This is a genomic window from Bradyrhizobium sp. AZCC 2262, assembly GCF_036924535.1.
In the GTDB taxonomy this organism is placed as follows: domain Bacteria; phylum Pseudomonadota; class Alphaproteobacteria; order Rhizobiales; family Xanthobacteraceae; genus Bradyrhizobium.
On the sequence record NZ_JAZHRT010000001.1, the window covers coordinates 8,372,591 to 8,388,455 of the forward strand.

General features: G+C 64.8%; 14 protein-coding genes. 12 read left to right on the plus strand and 2 right to left on the minus strand.

Annotation, left to right across the window (positions count from 1 at the left end):
• Positions 1 to 10 precede the first annotated feature (10 nt).
• Both V1283_RS39280 and V1283_RS39285 read left to right on the plus strand, forming a co-directional pair.
• Positions 11 to 334 carry a hypothetical protein gene (locus V1283_RS39280; protein ID WP_334391926.1) on the plus strand — a complete coding sequence of 108 codons (324 nt, stop codon included), beginning with the start codon at positions 11 to 13 and terminating at the stop codon, positions 332 to 334.
• Positions 335 to 498: 164 nt separating this feature from the next.
• Entirely contained in the window at positions 499 to 756 is a 258-nt protein-coding gene (locus tag V1283_RS39285) for a hypothetical protein (RefSeq protein WP_334391927.1), read from the plus strand.
• Positions 757 to 1,048: 292 nt separating this feature from the next.
• Here the strand turns inward: V1283_RS39285 and V1283_RS39290 are convergent, their stop codons facing one another.
• Complete coding sequence (locus V1283_RS39290) at positions 1,049 to 3,844, minus strand: [protein-PII] uridylyltransferase (protein ID WP_334391928.1); 2,796 nt, start codon at positions 3,842 to 3,844, stop codon at positions 1,049 to 1,051.
• A gap of 194 nt (positions 3,845 to 4,038) precedes the next feature.
• On the opposite strand from V1283_RS39290, the gene V1283_RS39295 reads away from it, so the two are divergent.
• From V1283_RS39295 to V1283_RS39320, 6 genes are all read left to right on the plus strand, one after another.
• On the plus strand, positions 4,039 to 5,013 hold the full coding sequence (locus V1283_RS39295; protein ID WP_334391929.1) for an aliphatic sulfonate ABC transporter substrate-binding protein: 975 nt from the start codon (positions 4,039 to 4,041) through the stop codon (positions 5,011 to 5,013).
• A gap of 192 nt (positions 5,014 to 5,205) precedes the next feature.
• The gene (locus V1283_RS39300; protein ID WP_334391930.1) at positions 5,206 to 6,057 is read left to right on the plus strand and encodes an ABC transporter permease; all 852 of its coding nucleotides are present in this window, start codon (positions 5,206 to 5,208) and stop codon (positions 6,055 to 6,057) included.
• On the plus strand, positions 6,057 to 6,842 hold the full coding sequence (locus V1283_RS39305; protein WP_334391931.1) for an ABC transporter ATP-binding protein: 786 nt from the start codon (positions 6,057 to 6,059) through the stop codon (positions 6,840 to 6,842). The genes V1283_RS39300 and V1283_RS39305 overlap by 1 nt, the downstream gene beginning before the upstream one ends.
• A gap of 58 nt (positions 6,843 to 6,900) precedes the next feature.
• Complete coding sequence (locus V1283_RS39310) at positions 6,901 to 7,410, plus strand: OsmC family protein (RefSeq protein ID WP_334391932.1); 510 nt, start codon at positions 6,901 to 6,903, stop codon at positions 7,408 to 7,410.
• 160 nt (positions 7,411 to 7,570) lie between these two features.
• Positions 7,571 to 8,380, plus strand: a complete 810-nt coding sequence (locus V1283_RS39315; protein ID WP_334391933.1) for a hypothetical protein — start codon at positions 7,571 to 7,573, stop codon at positions 8,378 to 8,380.
• A 45-nt stretch (positions 8,381 to 8,425) separates the two neighbouring features.
• Positions 8,426 to 9,145 (plus strand): GrlR family regulatory protein, encoded by a 720-nt coding sequence (locus V1283_RS39320; RefSeq protein WP_334391934.1) that lies wholly within the window; start codon positions 8,426 to 8,428, stop codon positions 9,143 to 9,145.
• A gap of 96 nt (positions 9,146 to 9,241) precedes the next feature.
• On the opposite strand, the gene mutS is transcribed toward V1283_RS39320, so the two are convergent.
• Positions 9,242 to 11,977, minus strand: coding sequence for a DNA mismatch repair protein MutS (mutS, locus tag V1283_RS39325; protein WP_334391935.1), 2,736 nt, complete (start codon positions 11,975 to 11,977; stop codon positions 9,242 to 9,244).
• Between the two features lie 311 nt (positions 11,978 to 12,288).
• On the opposite strand from mutS, the gene pcaF reads away from it, so the two are divergent.
• From pcaF to V1283_RS39345, 4 genes are all read left to right on the plus strand, one after another.
• Positions 12,289 to 13,497 (plus strand): 3-oxoadipyl-CoA thiolase, encoded by a 1,209-nt coding sequence (pcaF, locus tag V1283_RS39330; protein WP_334391937.1) that lies wholly within the window; start codon positions 12,289 to 12,291, stop codon positions 13,495 to 13,497.
• Positions 13,498 to 13,631: 134 nt separating this feature from the next.
• Positions 13,632 to 14,330: a protocatechuate 3,4-dioxygenase subunit beta gene (pcaH, locus tag V1283_RS39335; protein ID WP_334391938.1), complete on the plus strand. Its 699-nt coding sequence runs from the start codon at positions 13,632 to 13,634 to the stop codon at positions 14,328 to 14,330.
• Positions 14,331 to 14,933: a protocatechuate 3,4-dioxygenase subunit alpha gene (gene pcaG, locus V1283_RS39340; protein WP_334391939.1), complete on the plus strand. Its 603-nt coding sequence runs from the start codon at positions 14,331 to 14,333 to the stop codon at positions 14,931 to 14,933.
• Between the two features lie 23 nt (positions 14,934 to 14,956).
• A complete protein-coding gene (locus tag V1283_RS39345) occupies positions 14,957 to 15,850 on the plus strand; it encodes a dioxygenase family protein (protein ID WP_334391940.1) in 894 nt (297 codons plus the stop codon).
• The last annotated feature ends 15 nt before the right edge of the window (positions 15,851 to 15,865 follow it).

The window sequence follows — 15,865 nt, forward strand, 5'->3', positions numbered from 1 at the left end:
GAAGTCTGCCATGAAGTCGCTAGCCATCGTCCTGTCGCTCGCCATTTCCGCCATCGTGCTGCCGTCTGGATTTACGACGGCGTCAGCCAGCAAGATGAACGGCAAATGTTGCCAGTCATCCGACGGCGGCCGCTCCTATCGCTACCGGATGGCGATGCGGCGGGCCGCGATCCCGCATACCTGCAGCGCCTATGCCGCCTCCTGCATTCACAATTCCAGCACACGGCCGGACCGCTCGCAAATGTGCGGCGACGCAAAATCGCAATGCCTGCAGACCGGGCTTTATGTCGGCCCCTACAGCGGCAGGCACTTCGCCGGAATGCAGAAGATGTAACGGCCTCGCGCAAATTGGCCCGATGTCTCCTGCTTCCGCATCCCGGCGTTTCCTATGTCGATACTCACAGGCCGCGAGCTCGAATTCCTCACCAGCTTGAATGGCAGCTGGGCGAGGCTCTATCGCAACGAGCTCGCGCGTCTCCTGCATAAGGTTGACGACCGATGCGACGCCCACCACGAAACCCATTCCATCATTCGGATCTCGGCGGCGCCTTCCTCGCCTTCGCACCGAAGTTCTGCGACGACGACGACGTAACACGCGGACCGTTGTCGGACGACCACCTGCCTTACCCGACGCGCCATCAGCGGTCGTCCATTCTCTCGCTGCTGATCGATGCGCTGCGCTATCGCAGGCATCATCCGGTGGCACGGCCGACCATCGCCATCCCCGCCAAGCCGGACGCGGGCAAGGATTCGTAAGGCCGTCGTGAGGATCGCGCTGGTCGATGTAGGATGGGTAGAGCGAGGCGAAACCCATCGCCGCCAACGCAAGTTCAGTCGTCGTCACCCGCGCAGGCGGGTGATCCAGTATTCCAGAGACGTCACTGATTGAACTGATAGGCCGCGGCGTACTGGATCCCCGCCTGCGCGGGGATGACAGTTGTATATGTGTCGCTATTTTTTCGTCGCTGCGAGCGCAGCGAAGCAATCCATCCATCCCCGCGACGAGGCAGCTATCGCTTTGCTCCACCCATCCCACAGGATTGGCGTATCACGCCGCCGGCTGCGCGACGTCGTCTTCGCTGGCAAGCAGATGAATCAGTGCGCTCTTGATCGCAGCCTGCCGGGTTGGCGCGTTGATCTGGGCGCCGAGCAAATCTGTCACGTAGAACACGTCGCGGGCGCGTTCGCCGAAGGTCGCGACATGGGCGGAGGCAATGTTGAGGTTGAGCTTCGAGATCGCGGTCGTCAGTTGATACAAAAGGCCCGGACGGTCGAGGCCGGAGACCTCGATCACGGTGTAGCGGTCCGACCACTGGTTGTTGATGGTGACCTCCGGCTCGACCACGAAAGCGCGCACCTTGCCGCGGTTGGCGGCCTTGCGGGCCACCACTTCGGGCAGCCGCAGCTTGCCTTCGAGCACCTGCTCGATCATCTCGCCGATGCGGGTGGCGCGGCGTCCCTCGTCCTCGTCGCGATCGTACTCCCTGGAGATGGCGATGGTATCGAGCGCGCGGCCGTCGGTGGTCGTGTAGATCTGCGCGTCGACGATGTTGGCGCCGGCGGAGGCGCAGGCGCCCGCAATGATCGACAGCAGCCACGGATGGTCGGTCGCCAGTATCGTCAGTTCGGTGACGGCGCGTGCCTCGTCGAAGCCGACATTGATCGCGAGCTGATGCCCGGCCTGTTCGCTGGCGCGGATGAAACGCGCCTGGCGAATCTTGCGTTGCAGGTCGACCTTGAGCCAGTAGGCGGGATAGTGCCGCCCGATATAGGCGTTGAGTTCAGCGTCCGGCCATTCGGTGAAGGCGGCGCGGAATTCGGATTGCGCCACGGCGATGCGCTGCGCGCGGTTCACTTCCGAGAAGCCGCCGGTCAGGACCGGCTCGGTCTCGTAATACAGCGTGCGCAGCAACTGCGCCTTCCAGCCGTTCCACACGCCGGGCCCGACGCCCCGGATGTCGGCGGTGGTCAGGATGGTCAACAGCTTCATCTGCTCGACGGATTGCACGACGGCGGCAAAATTCTCGATCGTCTTGCGGTCGGAGAGGTCGCGCGACTGCGCCACCGTCGACATTGTGAGGTGCTCTTCGATCAGCCACGCCACCAGCTCGGTATCGGCGGCGTTGAAGCCGAGCCGCGGGCACAGCCGCCGCGCCACCCTGGCGCCCGCGATCGAGTGATCCTCCGGCCGGCCCTTGGCGACGTCGTGCAGCAGCGTGGTGATGTAGATCACCGCGCGATGCTCGGGGCGGATCTTGCGGAACAGGTCGCTCGCGACCGTGAACTCGTCATTGCCGCCGCGCTCGATCTCCTGCAGGTGGCCGATGCAGCGGATCAGATGCTCGTCCACCGTATAATGGTGGTACATGTTGAACTGCATCATCGACACGATCTTGCCGAAGGCGCGGATGAAGTGACCGAGCACGCCGGTCTCGTTCATGCGCCGCAGCACGGTCTCCGCGTTATCGGACGTCAGGATCTCCATGAACAGCCGGTTGGCTTCCGGATTTTCACGAAGCTGGGAGTTCACCAGTTTCAGCGAGCGCGTCACCGTGCGCATCGCGTCGGGCTGGAAGGCGAGGTTGTGCTTCTGCGCGAGCTGGAAGATCCGGATCAAATTGACCGGGTCGTGCTTGAAGACGTCGGGCGCGGCGAGATTGATGCGGTTGTTGTCGATGATGAAGTCGTCGCTGTCGGGCACCCGTCGCCGCTTGATGCCCGGCCGCAGCCGCGCCACCATGCGGCTCAGCACCGGTGCAGGCTTGGCCTGCTCGTCTTCCAGCTTGGCGCACAGGATCGCGGTCAGATCGCCGACGTCCTTGGCGACCAGGAAGTAGTGCTTCATGAAGCGTTCGACATCCTGCATGCCGGGATGCGAGGTGTAGCCGAGCCTCACCGCGATCTCGCGCTGCATGTCGAACGACAGCCGCTCTTCGGCGCGCCCGGAGACGAAATGCAAATTGCAACGGACCGACCACAGGAAGTCGGCGCAGCGGCGAAAGGTGCGGTATTCCTGCGCGTCGAACACGCCGCGCTCGACCAGCTCGTCGGTCTCGCGCACGCGGTAGACGTATTTGGCGATCCAGAACAGGGTGTGCAGGTCGCGCAAGCCCCCCTTGCCGTCCTTGACGTTGGGCTCGACCAGATAGCGCGATTGCCCGGCGCGACGGTGGCGTTCCTCGCGCTCGGCAAGCTTGGCGGTGACGAATTCGGAAGCGGTGCCCTGCACGACGTCCTTGTCGAAGCGCGCGACCAGTTCGTCATAGAGCGGCTGGTCGCCGGTCAGAAACCGCGTCTCCAGGATCGCGGTGCGGATCGTCATGTCGCCGCGCGCCTGGCGGATACATTCGTCGACCGAGCGCGTGGCGTGGCCGACCTTCAACCCCATGTCCCACAGGCAATAGAGAATGGCTTCCGCGACCTGCTCGCCCCAGGCGGTCTGCTTGTAGGGCAGAATAAACAGCAGATCGATATCGGATTCCGGCGCCATCAGGCCGCGGCCGTAACCGCCGGTGGCCACCACCGCCATGCGCTCGGCGCCGGAGGGTACGTGCGAGCGATAGAGATGGCGTGTGGCCGCGGAGTAGAGAATGCGGATGATTTCGTCCTGCATGAAGCACAGCCGCTCCGCGCAGCGGCGGCCGTGGCGATCCTTCAGCAGCACGTCCTGCGCGGTCGCGCGCGCCGCGATCATCTCGGCCTTCAGGAGTTGGGCCAGCGCCGAGCGAAACACGTCCTCGCGGCCGGCATGTTTTTCGGCCAGCGCATCGACTGCCGCGGTGATCCGCGCGGTATCGAAACGTTCATCCGCTCCGGAGCGGTCCTCGGTCACGACGCTATCCATGATCTATCCCGATATCGGACGGCGCGGGGGCTGTCACTGATGATTGTGGGGCAACAGCAGTTCTATGCTGGATTTCGATCCGTTTGGGTAAAGCCGTGCTCACCACGGCCCGCTGCCGGCACGTATTTTCTTGTTGCGTTGCCGAATAACTTATTGAAAATAATTATGTTTCTTACGGCATCAAGGGAGGGACCATGCCCAGGATTTCACGGCGCGCACTGGCTGCAATCATCGCGGTCTCGACCTTGCTGCCCGGCGCGGCTTTTGCCGCCGACGCGCTCAAGGAGATTCGCATCGACTGGGCGACCTACAATCCCGTGTCGATGGTCCTCAAGCAGAAGGGATTGCTGGAGAAGGAATTCGCCAAGGACGGCATCAGCGTGGTCTGGGTGCAGTCGGCCGGTTCCAACAAGGCGCTCGAATTCCTCAACGCCGGCTCGATCGATTTCGGATCGACCGCGGGCTCGGCGGCGCTGGTCGCCAGGATCAACGGCAACCCGATCAAGTCGGTCTACGTCTATTCGCGCCCCGAATGGACCGCGCTGGTGGCAGCCAAGGATTCCAAGATCGCGTCCGTTGCCGATCTCAAGGGCAAGCGCGTTGCAGTGACGCGCGGCACCGATCCGCACATCTTCCTGGTGCGCGCGCTGCTCGGCGCCGGTCTGACGGAAAAGGACATCACCCCGGTGCTGCTGCAGCATGCCGACGGCAAGACCGCGCTGATCCGCGGCGATGTCGATGCCTGGGCCGGTCTCGATCCGATGATGGCGCAGGCCGAAGTCGAGGAGGGCGCAAAGCTGTTCTTCCGCAAGGCCGACGCCAACACCTGGGGCATCCTCAATGTGCGCGAGCAGTTTCTGAAGGATTATCCGGACGCCGTCCGCCGCGTGCTCGCGGTGTACGAGGAAGCGCGCAAATATTCGCTGGCCAATTACGACGACCTGAAGAAGACCTTCATCGGCGTGACGAAGCTGCCGGAAGCGGTCGTCGACAAGCAGCTCAAGGAGCGCACCGAGCTGACCCACAGCCGGCTTGGCGCCCCGCAGCGCGAATCCATCCTCGCCGCGGGCCTCGCTTTGCAGCAGGCCGGCGTCGTCGACGCCAAGGTCGACGTGAAGGCGACGCTGGACGCACTGATCGACGATCAGGTCCCGCTGCCGACGAATTGAGGCAAGTATCGGTGTCGTCCCTGCGTTCGCAGGGACCCATACGCCGCGGCCGTCATTGTAGTTCTCGACGACAATCACCTTCCTTCGTTACCAAGGCCGGTGGCTATGGGTCCCTGCGTTCGCAGGGACGACGATGGATAGAGACGTGATCGACCCTCCACCTTGCAATCCCGCGCGAGAAGCGTTCTTGCTATGGCCATGACCGTCGAACTCCCCGCGCTGGAACGGACCGATGCGATTGCCTCGCAGCAATCTCCTGCGAGGCTACGCCGCTACGCACGGCCGGCGCTCGGGCTGTTGCTGCCGGTCGGGCTCACGATCCTCTGGGAAGTCGTGGTCGGGCTCGGCTATTCCAACGGCCGGCTGGTGCCGCCGCCGACGAAGATTTTTGCCACTGTGATGGAACTGGCGCGAAGCGGCGAGCTCACGCGCCATGTCACCGCGACGGTGACGCGCGTTGCCGCCGGCTTCGGCCTTGGCGTCGCCGCCGGAACCATTTTTGGCGCAATCTCCGGCTATTGGGGCCTGGCGCGGCAGTTGCTCGACCCGACCGTGCAGGCGCTGCGCGCGATTCCCTCGATCGCCTGGGTGCCGCTGTTCATCCTGTGGCTCGGCATTTTCGAAACGTCCAAGATCGCGCTGATCGCGGTCGGCGTGTTCTTCCCGGTCTATCTCGGGGTGATGGGCGCGATCCTTTCCGTCGATCGCAAGATCGTCGAGGTCGGCCGCATTTTCCGCCTCTCCGGTCCGGCGATGATCCGCCGCATCCTGCTGCCCGCGGTGCTGCCGGCCTATGTCGTCGCGTTGCGTGTGGGGCTTGGCCTGGGCTGGATGTTCGTCGTCGCCGCCGAATTCATGGGGGCCTCCGAAGGGCTCGGCTATCTCCTGATCGACGGCCAGCAGCTCGGCAAGCCAGCGCAGATCGTGGCGGCGATCGTGATCTTTGCGATCCTCGGCAAGACCACCGACTGGCTGATCGAAATCGCCACCGCGCCCTTGCTGCGCTGGCAGGATGCGTTCGGCCGCCAGAGCGGAGCCGCCTGATGCTCGCGCTCGATCGCGTCGGCAAAACCTATCCCAACGGCGTTCACGCGCTGGAGCGCTTTTCCGCCGAGATCAAGCCCGGCGAAATCGTCGCCATCATCGGCGGGTCCGGCTGCGGAAAGTCGACGCTGCTGCGCGCCATCGCCGGCCTCGACCGCGCCACGTCAGGTATGGTGACGCTGGACGACGTTACGATCACGGCGCCGCACGCCAAGATCGGCATCATCTTCCAGGAGCCGCGATTGCTGCCCTGGCTCAGCGTCGCCGACAATATCGGCTTCGGCCTGACGGAGCTGCCGGCCGATGCCCAGCGCGCGAAGGTGGCGCGCGCGTTAGCGCGGGTCGGCCTTGCCGACAAGGCCAAAGCCTGGCCGCGCGAACTCTCCGGCGGGCAGGCGCAGCGGGTGGCGATTGCCCGCGCCCTGGTGCCGCAGCCGGAAGTGCTGCTGCTCGACGAGCCGTTCTCCGCGCTCGACGCCTTCACGCGGCGCGACCTGCAGGATCATCTGCTCGATCTCTGGAACGACACGCGGCCGACCCTCGTTCTGGTGACGCACGACGTCGACGAGGCCGTGGTGCTGGCGGACCGCGTGCTGGTGATGAGGCCGCGGCCGGGCCGGCTGTTCGAGGCGATCAGGATCAACCTGACACGGCCGCGCGACCGTGCCTCACCATTGTTCGAAAATTTTAAACGTCATGTGCTGACCTCACTCGATCGCTCGCTCGACCGCAATGTGCCCGATGCCGACCCAAAAACCGTGGCCGGCGAGGCGATGTGGTGGTGACAGCGGCGCGATTTCGCACTAAATCCGGCTTGGCAAAAAGAACAACCGGGAGACGAAGATGGACGCCGCCGAACTTCACGCGATGCAGGCTCCGATCAAGGAACGCTACAAGTCCGATCCCTCCGCCGCGGTCATTACCCTCAAAGCCAAAGGCTCGATCGACAATGAAGGCATTGCCTGCAAGGTCGAGACCGGCCGCGCGCTGGCGATAGCTGGCCTCCACCCCGCCACCGGCGGCTCCGGTCTCGAGCTCTGCTCCGGCGACATGCTGCTGGAAGCCCTCGTCGCCTGCGCCGGCGTGACGTTGAAGTCGGTGGCCACCGCCGTCGAAATTCCCCTGAAGACCGGCAATGTCATCGCCGAAGGCGACCTCGATTTTCGCGGCACGCTCGGCGTCGACAAGGAAGCCCCGGTCGGTTTTGAGGAAATCCGCCTGCGTTTCGAGGTCGGAACCGACGCGCCACAGGACAAGCTGGACCTGCTGCTGAAACTCACCGAACGCTATTGTGTGGTCTACCAGACCATCAAGAACGGCCCGAAAGTTTCGGTGTCGATGAAGCGGGTGTGAGCGCCCAAATTCGGTGTCGTCCCTGCCTGGTGCGCAATTGCGCACGGGCGCAGGGGCCCATAGCCACCGAAGTCCATGGGTGCGGGAAGTATCAGCCCACACCCCCCAAAATCGAGAAGCCGCGGCGTATGGGTCCCTGCGTTCGCAGGGACGACGAATAATGTCCCCCGAACTCGCCTTCGTCCTCACGCTCGCCCTGCGCATGGCGTTCGCCGCGGCGTTCGTGGTGACGGCTTCCGTTGTCACTGAACGCTCGGGGCCCGTGATCGGCGCGCTGATCGCGACGTTGCCGATCTCGGCGGGGCCGTCCTATGTGTTCCTCGCGCTCGATCATGACGCCGCCTTCATCGCCGAAGGCGCGCTGGCGAGCCTGCCGATCAACGCCGCGACGATCTTTCTCGGGCTGACCTATGTCGTGCTGGCGCAGCGCCATGGCGCGCTGCTCAGTTGCCTCACGGCGGTTGCCGTATGGCTGGTGCTCGCCACGGTCATCCGCTCGGTGCAGTGGTCGCTGGCCGGCGGGCTGATCGCCAATGTCGTCGCTTACGCCATCTGCGTCCCGCTGCTCGCCCGCTATCGCCACGCCAAAATGCCGCCGATCCGTCGCCGCTGGTACGACATCCCGCTGCGGGCATCGCTGGTTGCGATGCTGGTGGCAACGGTGGTCACGACGTCGAGCTGGGTCGGCCCGAAGGTCAGCGGCATCATCGCGCTGTTCCCGATCGTGTTCACCTCCATGATGCTGATCCTGCATCCGCGCATCGGTGGCCGGCCGACCGCCGCCGTGCTCGCCAACAGCGCCTGGGGCCTGATCGGCCTCGGCATCGCGATCGCGGTGCTGCATGTGGCGGCGTTGCAGTTCGGTTCGGCGATCGGGCTCAGCCTCGCGCTGGCGACCTGCATCGGCTGGAACCTGGGCCTGTGGTGGCTCGGGCGCAGGAAGGTCGCAGGCGCCGAGCCGCAAGTTTGATGGTTACCGACCGCGATGAGACCCGCTAAGCTGGCAGTGCACAGAATGGGGCGCGCGGTGGAGGGATTGTACAAGGTCGAATACGACATCAGCGGCGGCACCGGCCGCAGCGTGCTGTACGCCCATGCCGGAACAATGCTCGGCGGCAATACGGCCTTCGCCCATTTCGGCACCTACGACAATGTGGACGGCGAGATCATTGCCAGGCTGAGGACCCGGCGCCACAGCCCATCGCCGCACCGGAGAAACCTGGTCAGTGCCGACGCAGTCACGATCAACATACGCGGCAAGCCGCAGGGCGACATCTGGCACTTCGCAGGCTCCGTCTTCGAAGATGCCGGCTCGGTATTCCGCGCGGTCATGACGCCGCTCGGCAATGACGATGTTCCGCCGCCGGGGCTGGTCGGCGAAGGTGGCATCGTCAGCGGGCTTTACTCGATCGACATCCGGATGCTGGACGGCATCGCCGGCGGGCAAACCGGCGTGATGCTGCTGAAAGACGGACGCATCCTGGGCGGCGACGCGTTCTTCTATTATCTCGGCGCCTACACCTCCTCGAACGGCCGCTGGAAGGGCGAGTTCGTCAATCAGGAGCACACCCCGGCAAAGGACGAGCATCCGCTGTTCGGCGGTCATGAGGTAGGCATCGGCTTCTCTGGCCGCTGTAGCGCCGAGGGTGCAGAGATCGAGGCGACTGCGCTGGCAGGCAAGCGCAGCATCCGCTTGGCGGCGACGCTGAAATTGATCCAGCCCTTCGCCGGGTGAGAGCCCGCTTCGTAGCCCGCATGAGCGCAGCGACATACGGGGCGGCGCTGGCACCGGCCCCGGATATCGCTTGCGCTCATCCGGGCTACAGTCTCCTCACCCCTTCGGCAACTTCGCCTTCAGCGCATACAACGCCTCCAGCGCCTCGCGCGGCGACATCTCGTCGGGATGCAGCGCCTTCACGGCTGCCATCACTTGCTCCGCCTCGCTCGGCGGCACGGGCTCGGCGGCGGCGCGGGAGGGCACGGCGAACAGCGGCAGATCGTCGGCGAGCGCACGCGCGGTCTGGCCGCGGTCCTGCGCCTCGAGCTTCGCCAGCACCGATTTGGCGCGCGCGATCACGGCGGGCGGGAGACCAGCGAGTTTCGCGACCTGGATGCCGTAGGAGCGGTCGGCCGAACCGGGTAGCACCTCGTGCAGGAACACGACGTCGCCCTGCCACTCCTTGACGCGTACGGTGGCGTTGAACATCCGCGGCAGTTTGGCGGAAAGCGCGGTCAGCTCATGATAGTGCGTGGCGAACAGCGCGCGGCAGCGGTTGGCTTCGTGTAGATGCTCGATCGCGGCCCATGCGATCGACAGGCCGTCGAAGGTCGCGGTGCCTCGGCCGATTTCATCGAGGATGACGAGCGAGCGCTCGCTGGCCTGGTTGAGGATGACGGCGGTCTCGACCATCTCGACCATGAAGGTCGATCGTCCCCGCGCGAGATCATCCGCCGCGCCGACGCGTGAGAACAGCCGGTCGACCACGCCGATCCGCGCGCGTGACGCCGGCACGTAGGAACCGATCTGCGCCATCAGCGCGATCAGCGCATTCTGGCGCAGGAAGGTCGATTTGCCGGCCATGTTGGGGCCGGTGATCAACCAGATCTGGCCGGACTTCTGCGCGGGCCCCGGTGAGAGGTCGCAGGCGTTGGCAATGAACGGCTGGCCGTCGCGCTTCAGCGCCTGTTCGACCACGGGATGCCGGCCGCCCTCGACGGCGAAGCCGAGCGAGCCATCGACTTCGGGCCGCACATAATTGTCGTCGACGGCGAGCTTCGCCAGCGCGGTCGCGACATCGAGCAATGCAAATGCATGCGCCGCGGCGCGCAGGTCGTCGCTGGCGGCGAGCGCCATGGCGCAGAGCCGCTCAAAAATTTCCAGTTCCAGATTCAGCGCGCGGTCGCCGGCATTGGCGATCTTGGCTTCGATCTCGCCGAGTTCGGAGGTGGTGAAGCGAACCTGTCCGGCCAGCGTCTGGCGGTGAATGAAGGTCGCGTTCAAGGGCGGCGCCATAAGTTTGTCGCCGTGCTGCGCGGTGACCTCGACAAAATAGCCGAGCACGTTGTTGTGGCGGATCTTGAGTGCCTTGATGCCGGTGTCTTCGGCGTAGCGCGCCTGCATGGCGGCGACGACGAGGCGCGATGCGTCGCGGAGGCTGCGGGTCTCGTCGAGTGCCGCCTCATAGCCTTCGCGCACAAAACCGCCGTCGCGCTTGATCAGCGGCAGTTGCTCGGCGAGCGCGCGTTCGAATTCGCGGGCGAGGTCGCGCGAGGGGCTGCGCAGCGCCTCCATCACCGCGATGATTTCCGGCGGCGGGACTTCCAGTTGCGCGAGCCGCGCCAGCGCCTGGTCGGCGGCAAGGATGCCGTCGCGCAAGCCCGCAAGATCGCGCGGCCCGCCGCGCCCGACCGACAATCGTGCCAAGGCGCGTGACATGTCGGGCGCGGCGCGCAGCGTGGTTCTGACGTCGTCACGCGCGGCGCTGTCGGCGACAAAAGCTGCAATCGCGTCCAGCCGCCGCGCGATTCCCGCGCTGTCGGTTAGCGGTGCGGCAAGACGCTGCGCCAATAGCCGCGAACCGGCGGCGGTGACCGTGCAATCGATCGCATCGAGCAGCGATCCGCGCCGTTCGCCTGATAGCGTCCGGGTCAATTCGAGATTGGCGCGGGTGGCGGGGTCGATTGCCATCGTGGTGCCGGCGGCCTCGCGCGACGGCGGCGACAGCGGCGGCCGTTTGCCGACCTGCGTGCGGTCGATATAGGTGACGGCGGCAGCCGCGGCGGTCGCCTCCAGTCGCGACATCGCGGACAGGCCATCCATGGTCGCGACCGCGAAATAATCGCACAGCCGCCGTTCCGCGGTGGCGCCATCGAAGACGTCGCGGGTCAGAGGCGTCACTGACGGCAATTCGCGCAGCAGCGGGCCGAGATCGGCATCGCCATAGAGCGCGTCGGTGACGATGGCCTCGTTCGGATTGATCCGCGCCAGCGTCGCCGCGAGTTCCGCGGTCGAGCATTCCGTGACCATGAACTCCGAGGTCGAGATGTCGATCCAGGCGAGGCCAATGCGGTCGCCGCCGGCGGAGGCGCGGGCGCGCGCGATCGCCAGCAGGTAATTGTTGGTGCGGGCATCGAGCAACGTGTCTTCGGTCAACGTGCCCGGCGTCACCAGCCGCACCACGCCGCGGGCCACCACGCTCTTGTTGCCGCGCGCGCGCGCCGCGGCCGGATTTTCGGTCTGCTCGCAGACGGCAACGCGATGGCCGGCATTGATCAGGCGATGGAGATAGTCCTCGGAGCGCTCCACCGGCACGCCGCACATCGGGATATCCATGCCCTGATGCTTGCCGCGCTTGGTCAGCACGATGCCGAGCGTTCTGGAGGCGATCTCCGCGTCCTCGAAGAACAGCTCGTAGAAGTCTCCCATCCGGTAGAACAGCAAGAGGCCGGGATGGGCGGCCTTGATCTCGAGGTACTGTTCCATCATCGGCGTGACGCGCGAACTCGCGTCGGCGGCCGGCGTGGCCTCAGGGGGCGCGGGGGCGGGGATGGATTGCTGGATCGTCATCAGAGCGTTTTCAAGTGAAGTGGGTACCGGTTCGCGTGAAGAAAACGCGTCAAAGGGAGAAGCTGGAGCCGGCCACGGCTCCAGGGGGCGCAAACTACAAAATTTCGCCGCCCGGTCCTATTCCCTTACCCCCATTGTCAGAGTTTTCCACGCCCCACGCCGCATAATTGATCACGCCCGCATGACGGGCATCCCGCCGGAGCACAACAGGAGTGGCAAGCCTCAATTGACCTGCCGCGGGCACGCTCCTAAAACTCGCCAACAGTTCCAGCGGCTCAACGCCTAAAGCACGGCATTCAGGGAGAGATTCTATGCGTGATGTATTCATTTGCGATGCCGTCCGGACCCCGATCGGCCGTTTCGGCGGCTCGCTCGCCAAGGTGCGCGCCGACGATCTGGCCGCCACCCCAATCAAGGCGCTGATGGCGAAACATCCCAATCTCGACTGGTCTCAGGTGGATGAGGTGTTTTTCGGCTGCGCCAACCAGGCCGGCGAGGACAACCGCAACGTGGCGCGGATGGCGCTGTTGCTCGCGGGCATCCCGGAATCGGTTCCCGGCCAGACGCTCAATCGCCTCTGCGCCTCCGGCCTCGATGCGGTGGGTGCCGCGGGACGGGCGATTCGATCAGGCGAAATCGATTTCGCGATTGCCGGCGGCGTCGAGTCGATGACGCGCGCGCCGTTCGTGATGGGCAAGGCGCCGGAGGCGTTCGCGCGCTCGGCGGAGATCTACGACACCACCATAGGCTGGCGCTTCATCAATCCGTTGATGAAGGCGCAGTATGGCGTCGATGCAATGCCCGAAACCGGCGAGAACGTCGCCGAGGAATTCCAGGTGTCGCGCGCCGACCAGGATGCGATGGCGATCCGCTCGCAGCAGCGCGCGGGCGCTGCGATCGCTTCCGGTTATTTTGCCGAGGAAATCACGCCGGTGTCGGTGCCGGGCGGCAAGGCCGGGCCTGTCATCGTCGACAAGGACGAGCATCCGCGTCCCGAGACTACGCTGGAGGGACTGACGAAATTGAAGCCGATCGTGCGCAATCCCGGCACGGTGACCGCAGGCAATGCGTCGGGCGTCAATGACGGCGCAGCCGCGATGATCCTCGCCTCCGAAGCCGCCGTGAAGAAGCATGGACTGACGCCGCGGGCGCGCATCCTTGGTCTCGCCTCGGCCGCGGTGCCGCCGCGCATCATGGGCATCGGCCCGGTGCCGGCGACCAAGAAGCTGATGGAGCGGCTCGGCATCAAGATCTCTGACTTCGATTTGATCGAACTCAATGAAGCCTTCGCCTCGCAGGGCATAGCCTGTCTGCGGCAGCTGGGCGTCAAGGACGACGCCGACTTCGTCAATCCGCATGGCGGCGCGATCGCGCTCGGCCATCCGCTCGGCATGAGCGGCGCGCGGCTGGCGTTGACGGCGGTGCACGGCATGGAGAAGCGGGGCGGGAAGCTTGCCTTGGCAACCATGTGCGTCGGCGTCGGCCAGGGCGTTGCGGTCGCGATCGAAAAGATTAATTAAAACAACTAATTGGGAGGGCGAAAACAGCGCTTTCCCAAATTAGTTATGTCATATAATGATCTGGCGGCGACGCTTAGCGACAAAATCGCAAAGCGGTTTTGCGCTGATAGCGCGGTGCGAGGGAGGGATACGTCATGACATTGGTCTATCCGGTGCAAAGTCTCGCGGCGCATCCGCCGCGGCTGTCCCCCGCCTACAAGAGCACGGTCAAGCGCTCGCCCTCCAAGCCGCTGATTCCGATGCGGCATACGCTCTCGGAACTGACCGGGCCGGTCTACGGCCACGAGACGGTGCGCGAGAATGATCACGACCTCACCGTTCAAGGCAAGGGCGAGCCGATCGGCGAGCGCATCATCGTGCACGGGCATGTGCTCGATGAAGACGGCCGCGGCGTGCCGAACACACTGGTTGAGTTGTGGCAGGCCAATGCCTGCGGCCGTTACGTCCATGTCGTCGATCAGCATCCCGCACCACTCGATCCGAATTTCACCGGCGCCGGCCGCGCCCAATCCGACGCCCAAGGCTATTACCGCTTCGTCACCATCAAGCCCGGTGCTTACCCCTGGGGCAATCACCACAACGCCTGGCGGCCGGCCCACATCCACTTCTCGGTGTTTGGTCACTCCTTCGTCTCGCGGCTGGTGACGCAGATGTATTTCCCCGGCGATCCGTTGTTTCCGTTCGATCCGATCTTCAATTCGGTGACCGATAAGGCGCGCAGCCGGATGATCTCGTCGTTCGATCTGGAAAACACCAAGCCGGATTGGGCGCTTTGCTACCGCTTCAACATTGTGCTGCGCGGGCGCAACGCCACGCCGATGGAGAACAAATAAGTGCAACAGGCCAAACCGGACGGTGTTACCCCGTCGCAAACCGTCGGTCCGTATTTCGCTTATGGCCTGACGCCGAACGGCAAATACGACTGGAACGACACGTTCAGCAATAATCTCGTGACAGCGGATACGTCAGGCGAACGCATTCGCGTCGAGGGCCAGGTGTTCGACGGTGACGGCGCGGTCGTGCCGGATTGCATGCTGGAGATCTGGCAGGCGGACGCGCAGGGGCGCTTCTCCGACCCGCAGGACAAGCGGGCGCTGCCGAATTCAACGTTCAAGGGGTTCGGCCGCATCGGCACCGATGCGAAGGGCGGTTATGCCTTCGATACCATCAAGCCGGGGCAGGTCGCCGATCCCGATGGCAAGCCGCAGGCCCCGCATATCGTGCTCGCCGTGTTCGCGCGCGGCATGCTGCTGCACAATTATTCGCGGATCTATTTCGACGGCGAGGCCGCCAATGCCGCCGATCCTGTGCTGGCGCTGGTGCCGGCCGATCGCCGCGCGACGCTGATCGCGACGCGCCAGCCGGGCGGCAACGCGGTCTATCGTTTCGATATCCATCTGCAGGGCGACAAAGAGACCGTGTTCTTCGACGTGTAGGCGCGGCCGGCCGGGAGTGTGGAATGATCATCGGGCGTCAGCAGGACGTCACGGTTGCGGCGACGTCCGTGATGGAGCGGACGTCCGATCCGCGGTTGCGCGAGATCATGGTATCGCTGGTCAGGCACCTGCACGGTTTCGTCCGTGACGTCGGGCTGACCGAAGCGGAGTTCCGCGAAGCCACCGCGATTCTCGCCGAGATGGGCCGGCAATCGACCGATACGCACAACGAAGTCGTACTGATGGCGGGCTCGCTCGGCGTTTCCCCGCTGGTCTGCCTTCTGAACAATGGCGATCAGGGCAACACCGAAACGGCGCAGTCGCTGCTCGGGCCGTTCTGGCGATTGAACTCTCCGCGTGTCGAAAACGGCGGCTCGATCGTTCGGTCCGAAACGCCGGGGGCAACCCTCTTTGTCACCGCACGTGTCGAGGACCATGCCGGCAATCCGGTTGCCGGGGCGGAGGTGGATGTATGGCACGCCTCGCCGGTCGGCCTTTACGAGAACCAGGACCCCGAACAGGCGGAGATGAACCTGCGGGGTAAGTTCACGACCGATGCCGATGGTCGCTTCGCCTTTCGCTCCGTGATGATGGTCGGCTATCCGATCCCGACCGATGGCGTGGTCGGACGGCTGTTGAAGGTGCAGGACCGGCATCCCTACCGGCCGGCACATCTGCATGCGCTGATCTTCAAGCCGGGATTCAAGGTCTTGATCTCGCAGGTCTACGATCCTGCCGATCCGCACATCGACAGCGATGTGCAATTTGGCGTCACCAAGGCGCTGATCGGCGATTTCATGCGTCATGACGAGCCGCGTCCGGCCGTGGCAGATGTCCGCCCGCCCTGGTATTCGCTCGACCATGTCTACAGGATGGAAGCGGGCGAGGCCGTATTGCCGCGCCCGCCGATCAAGTAGGGTGTCCAGCGCCGC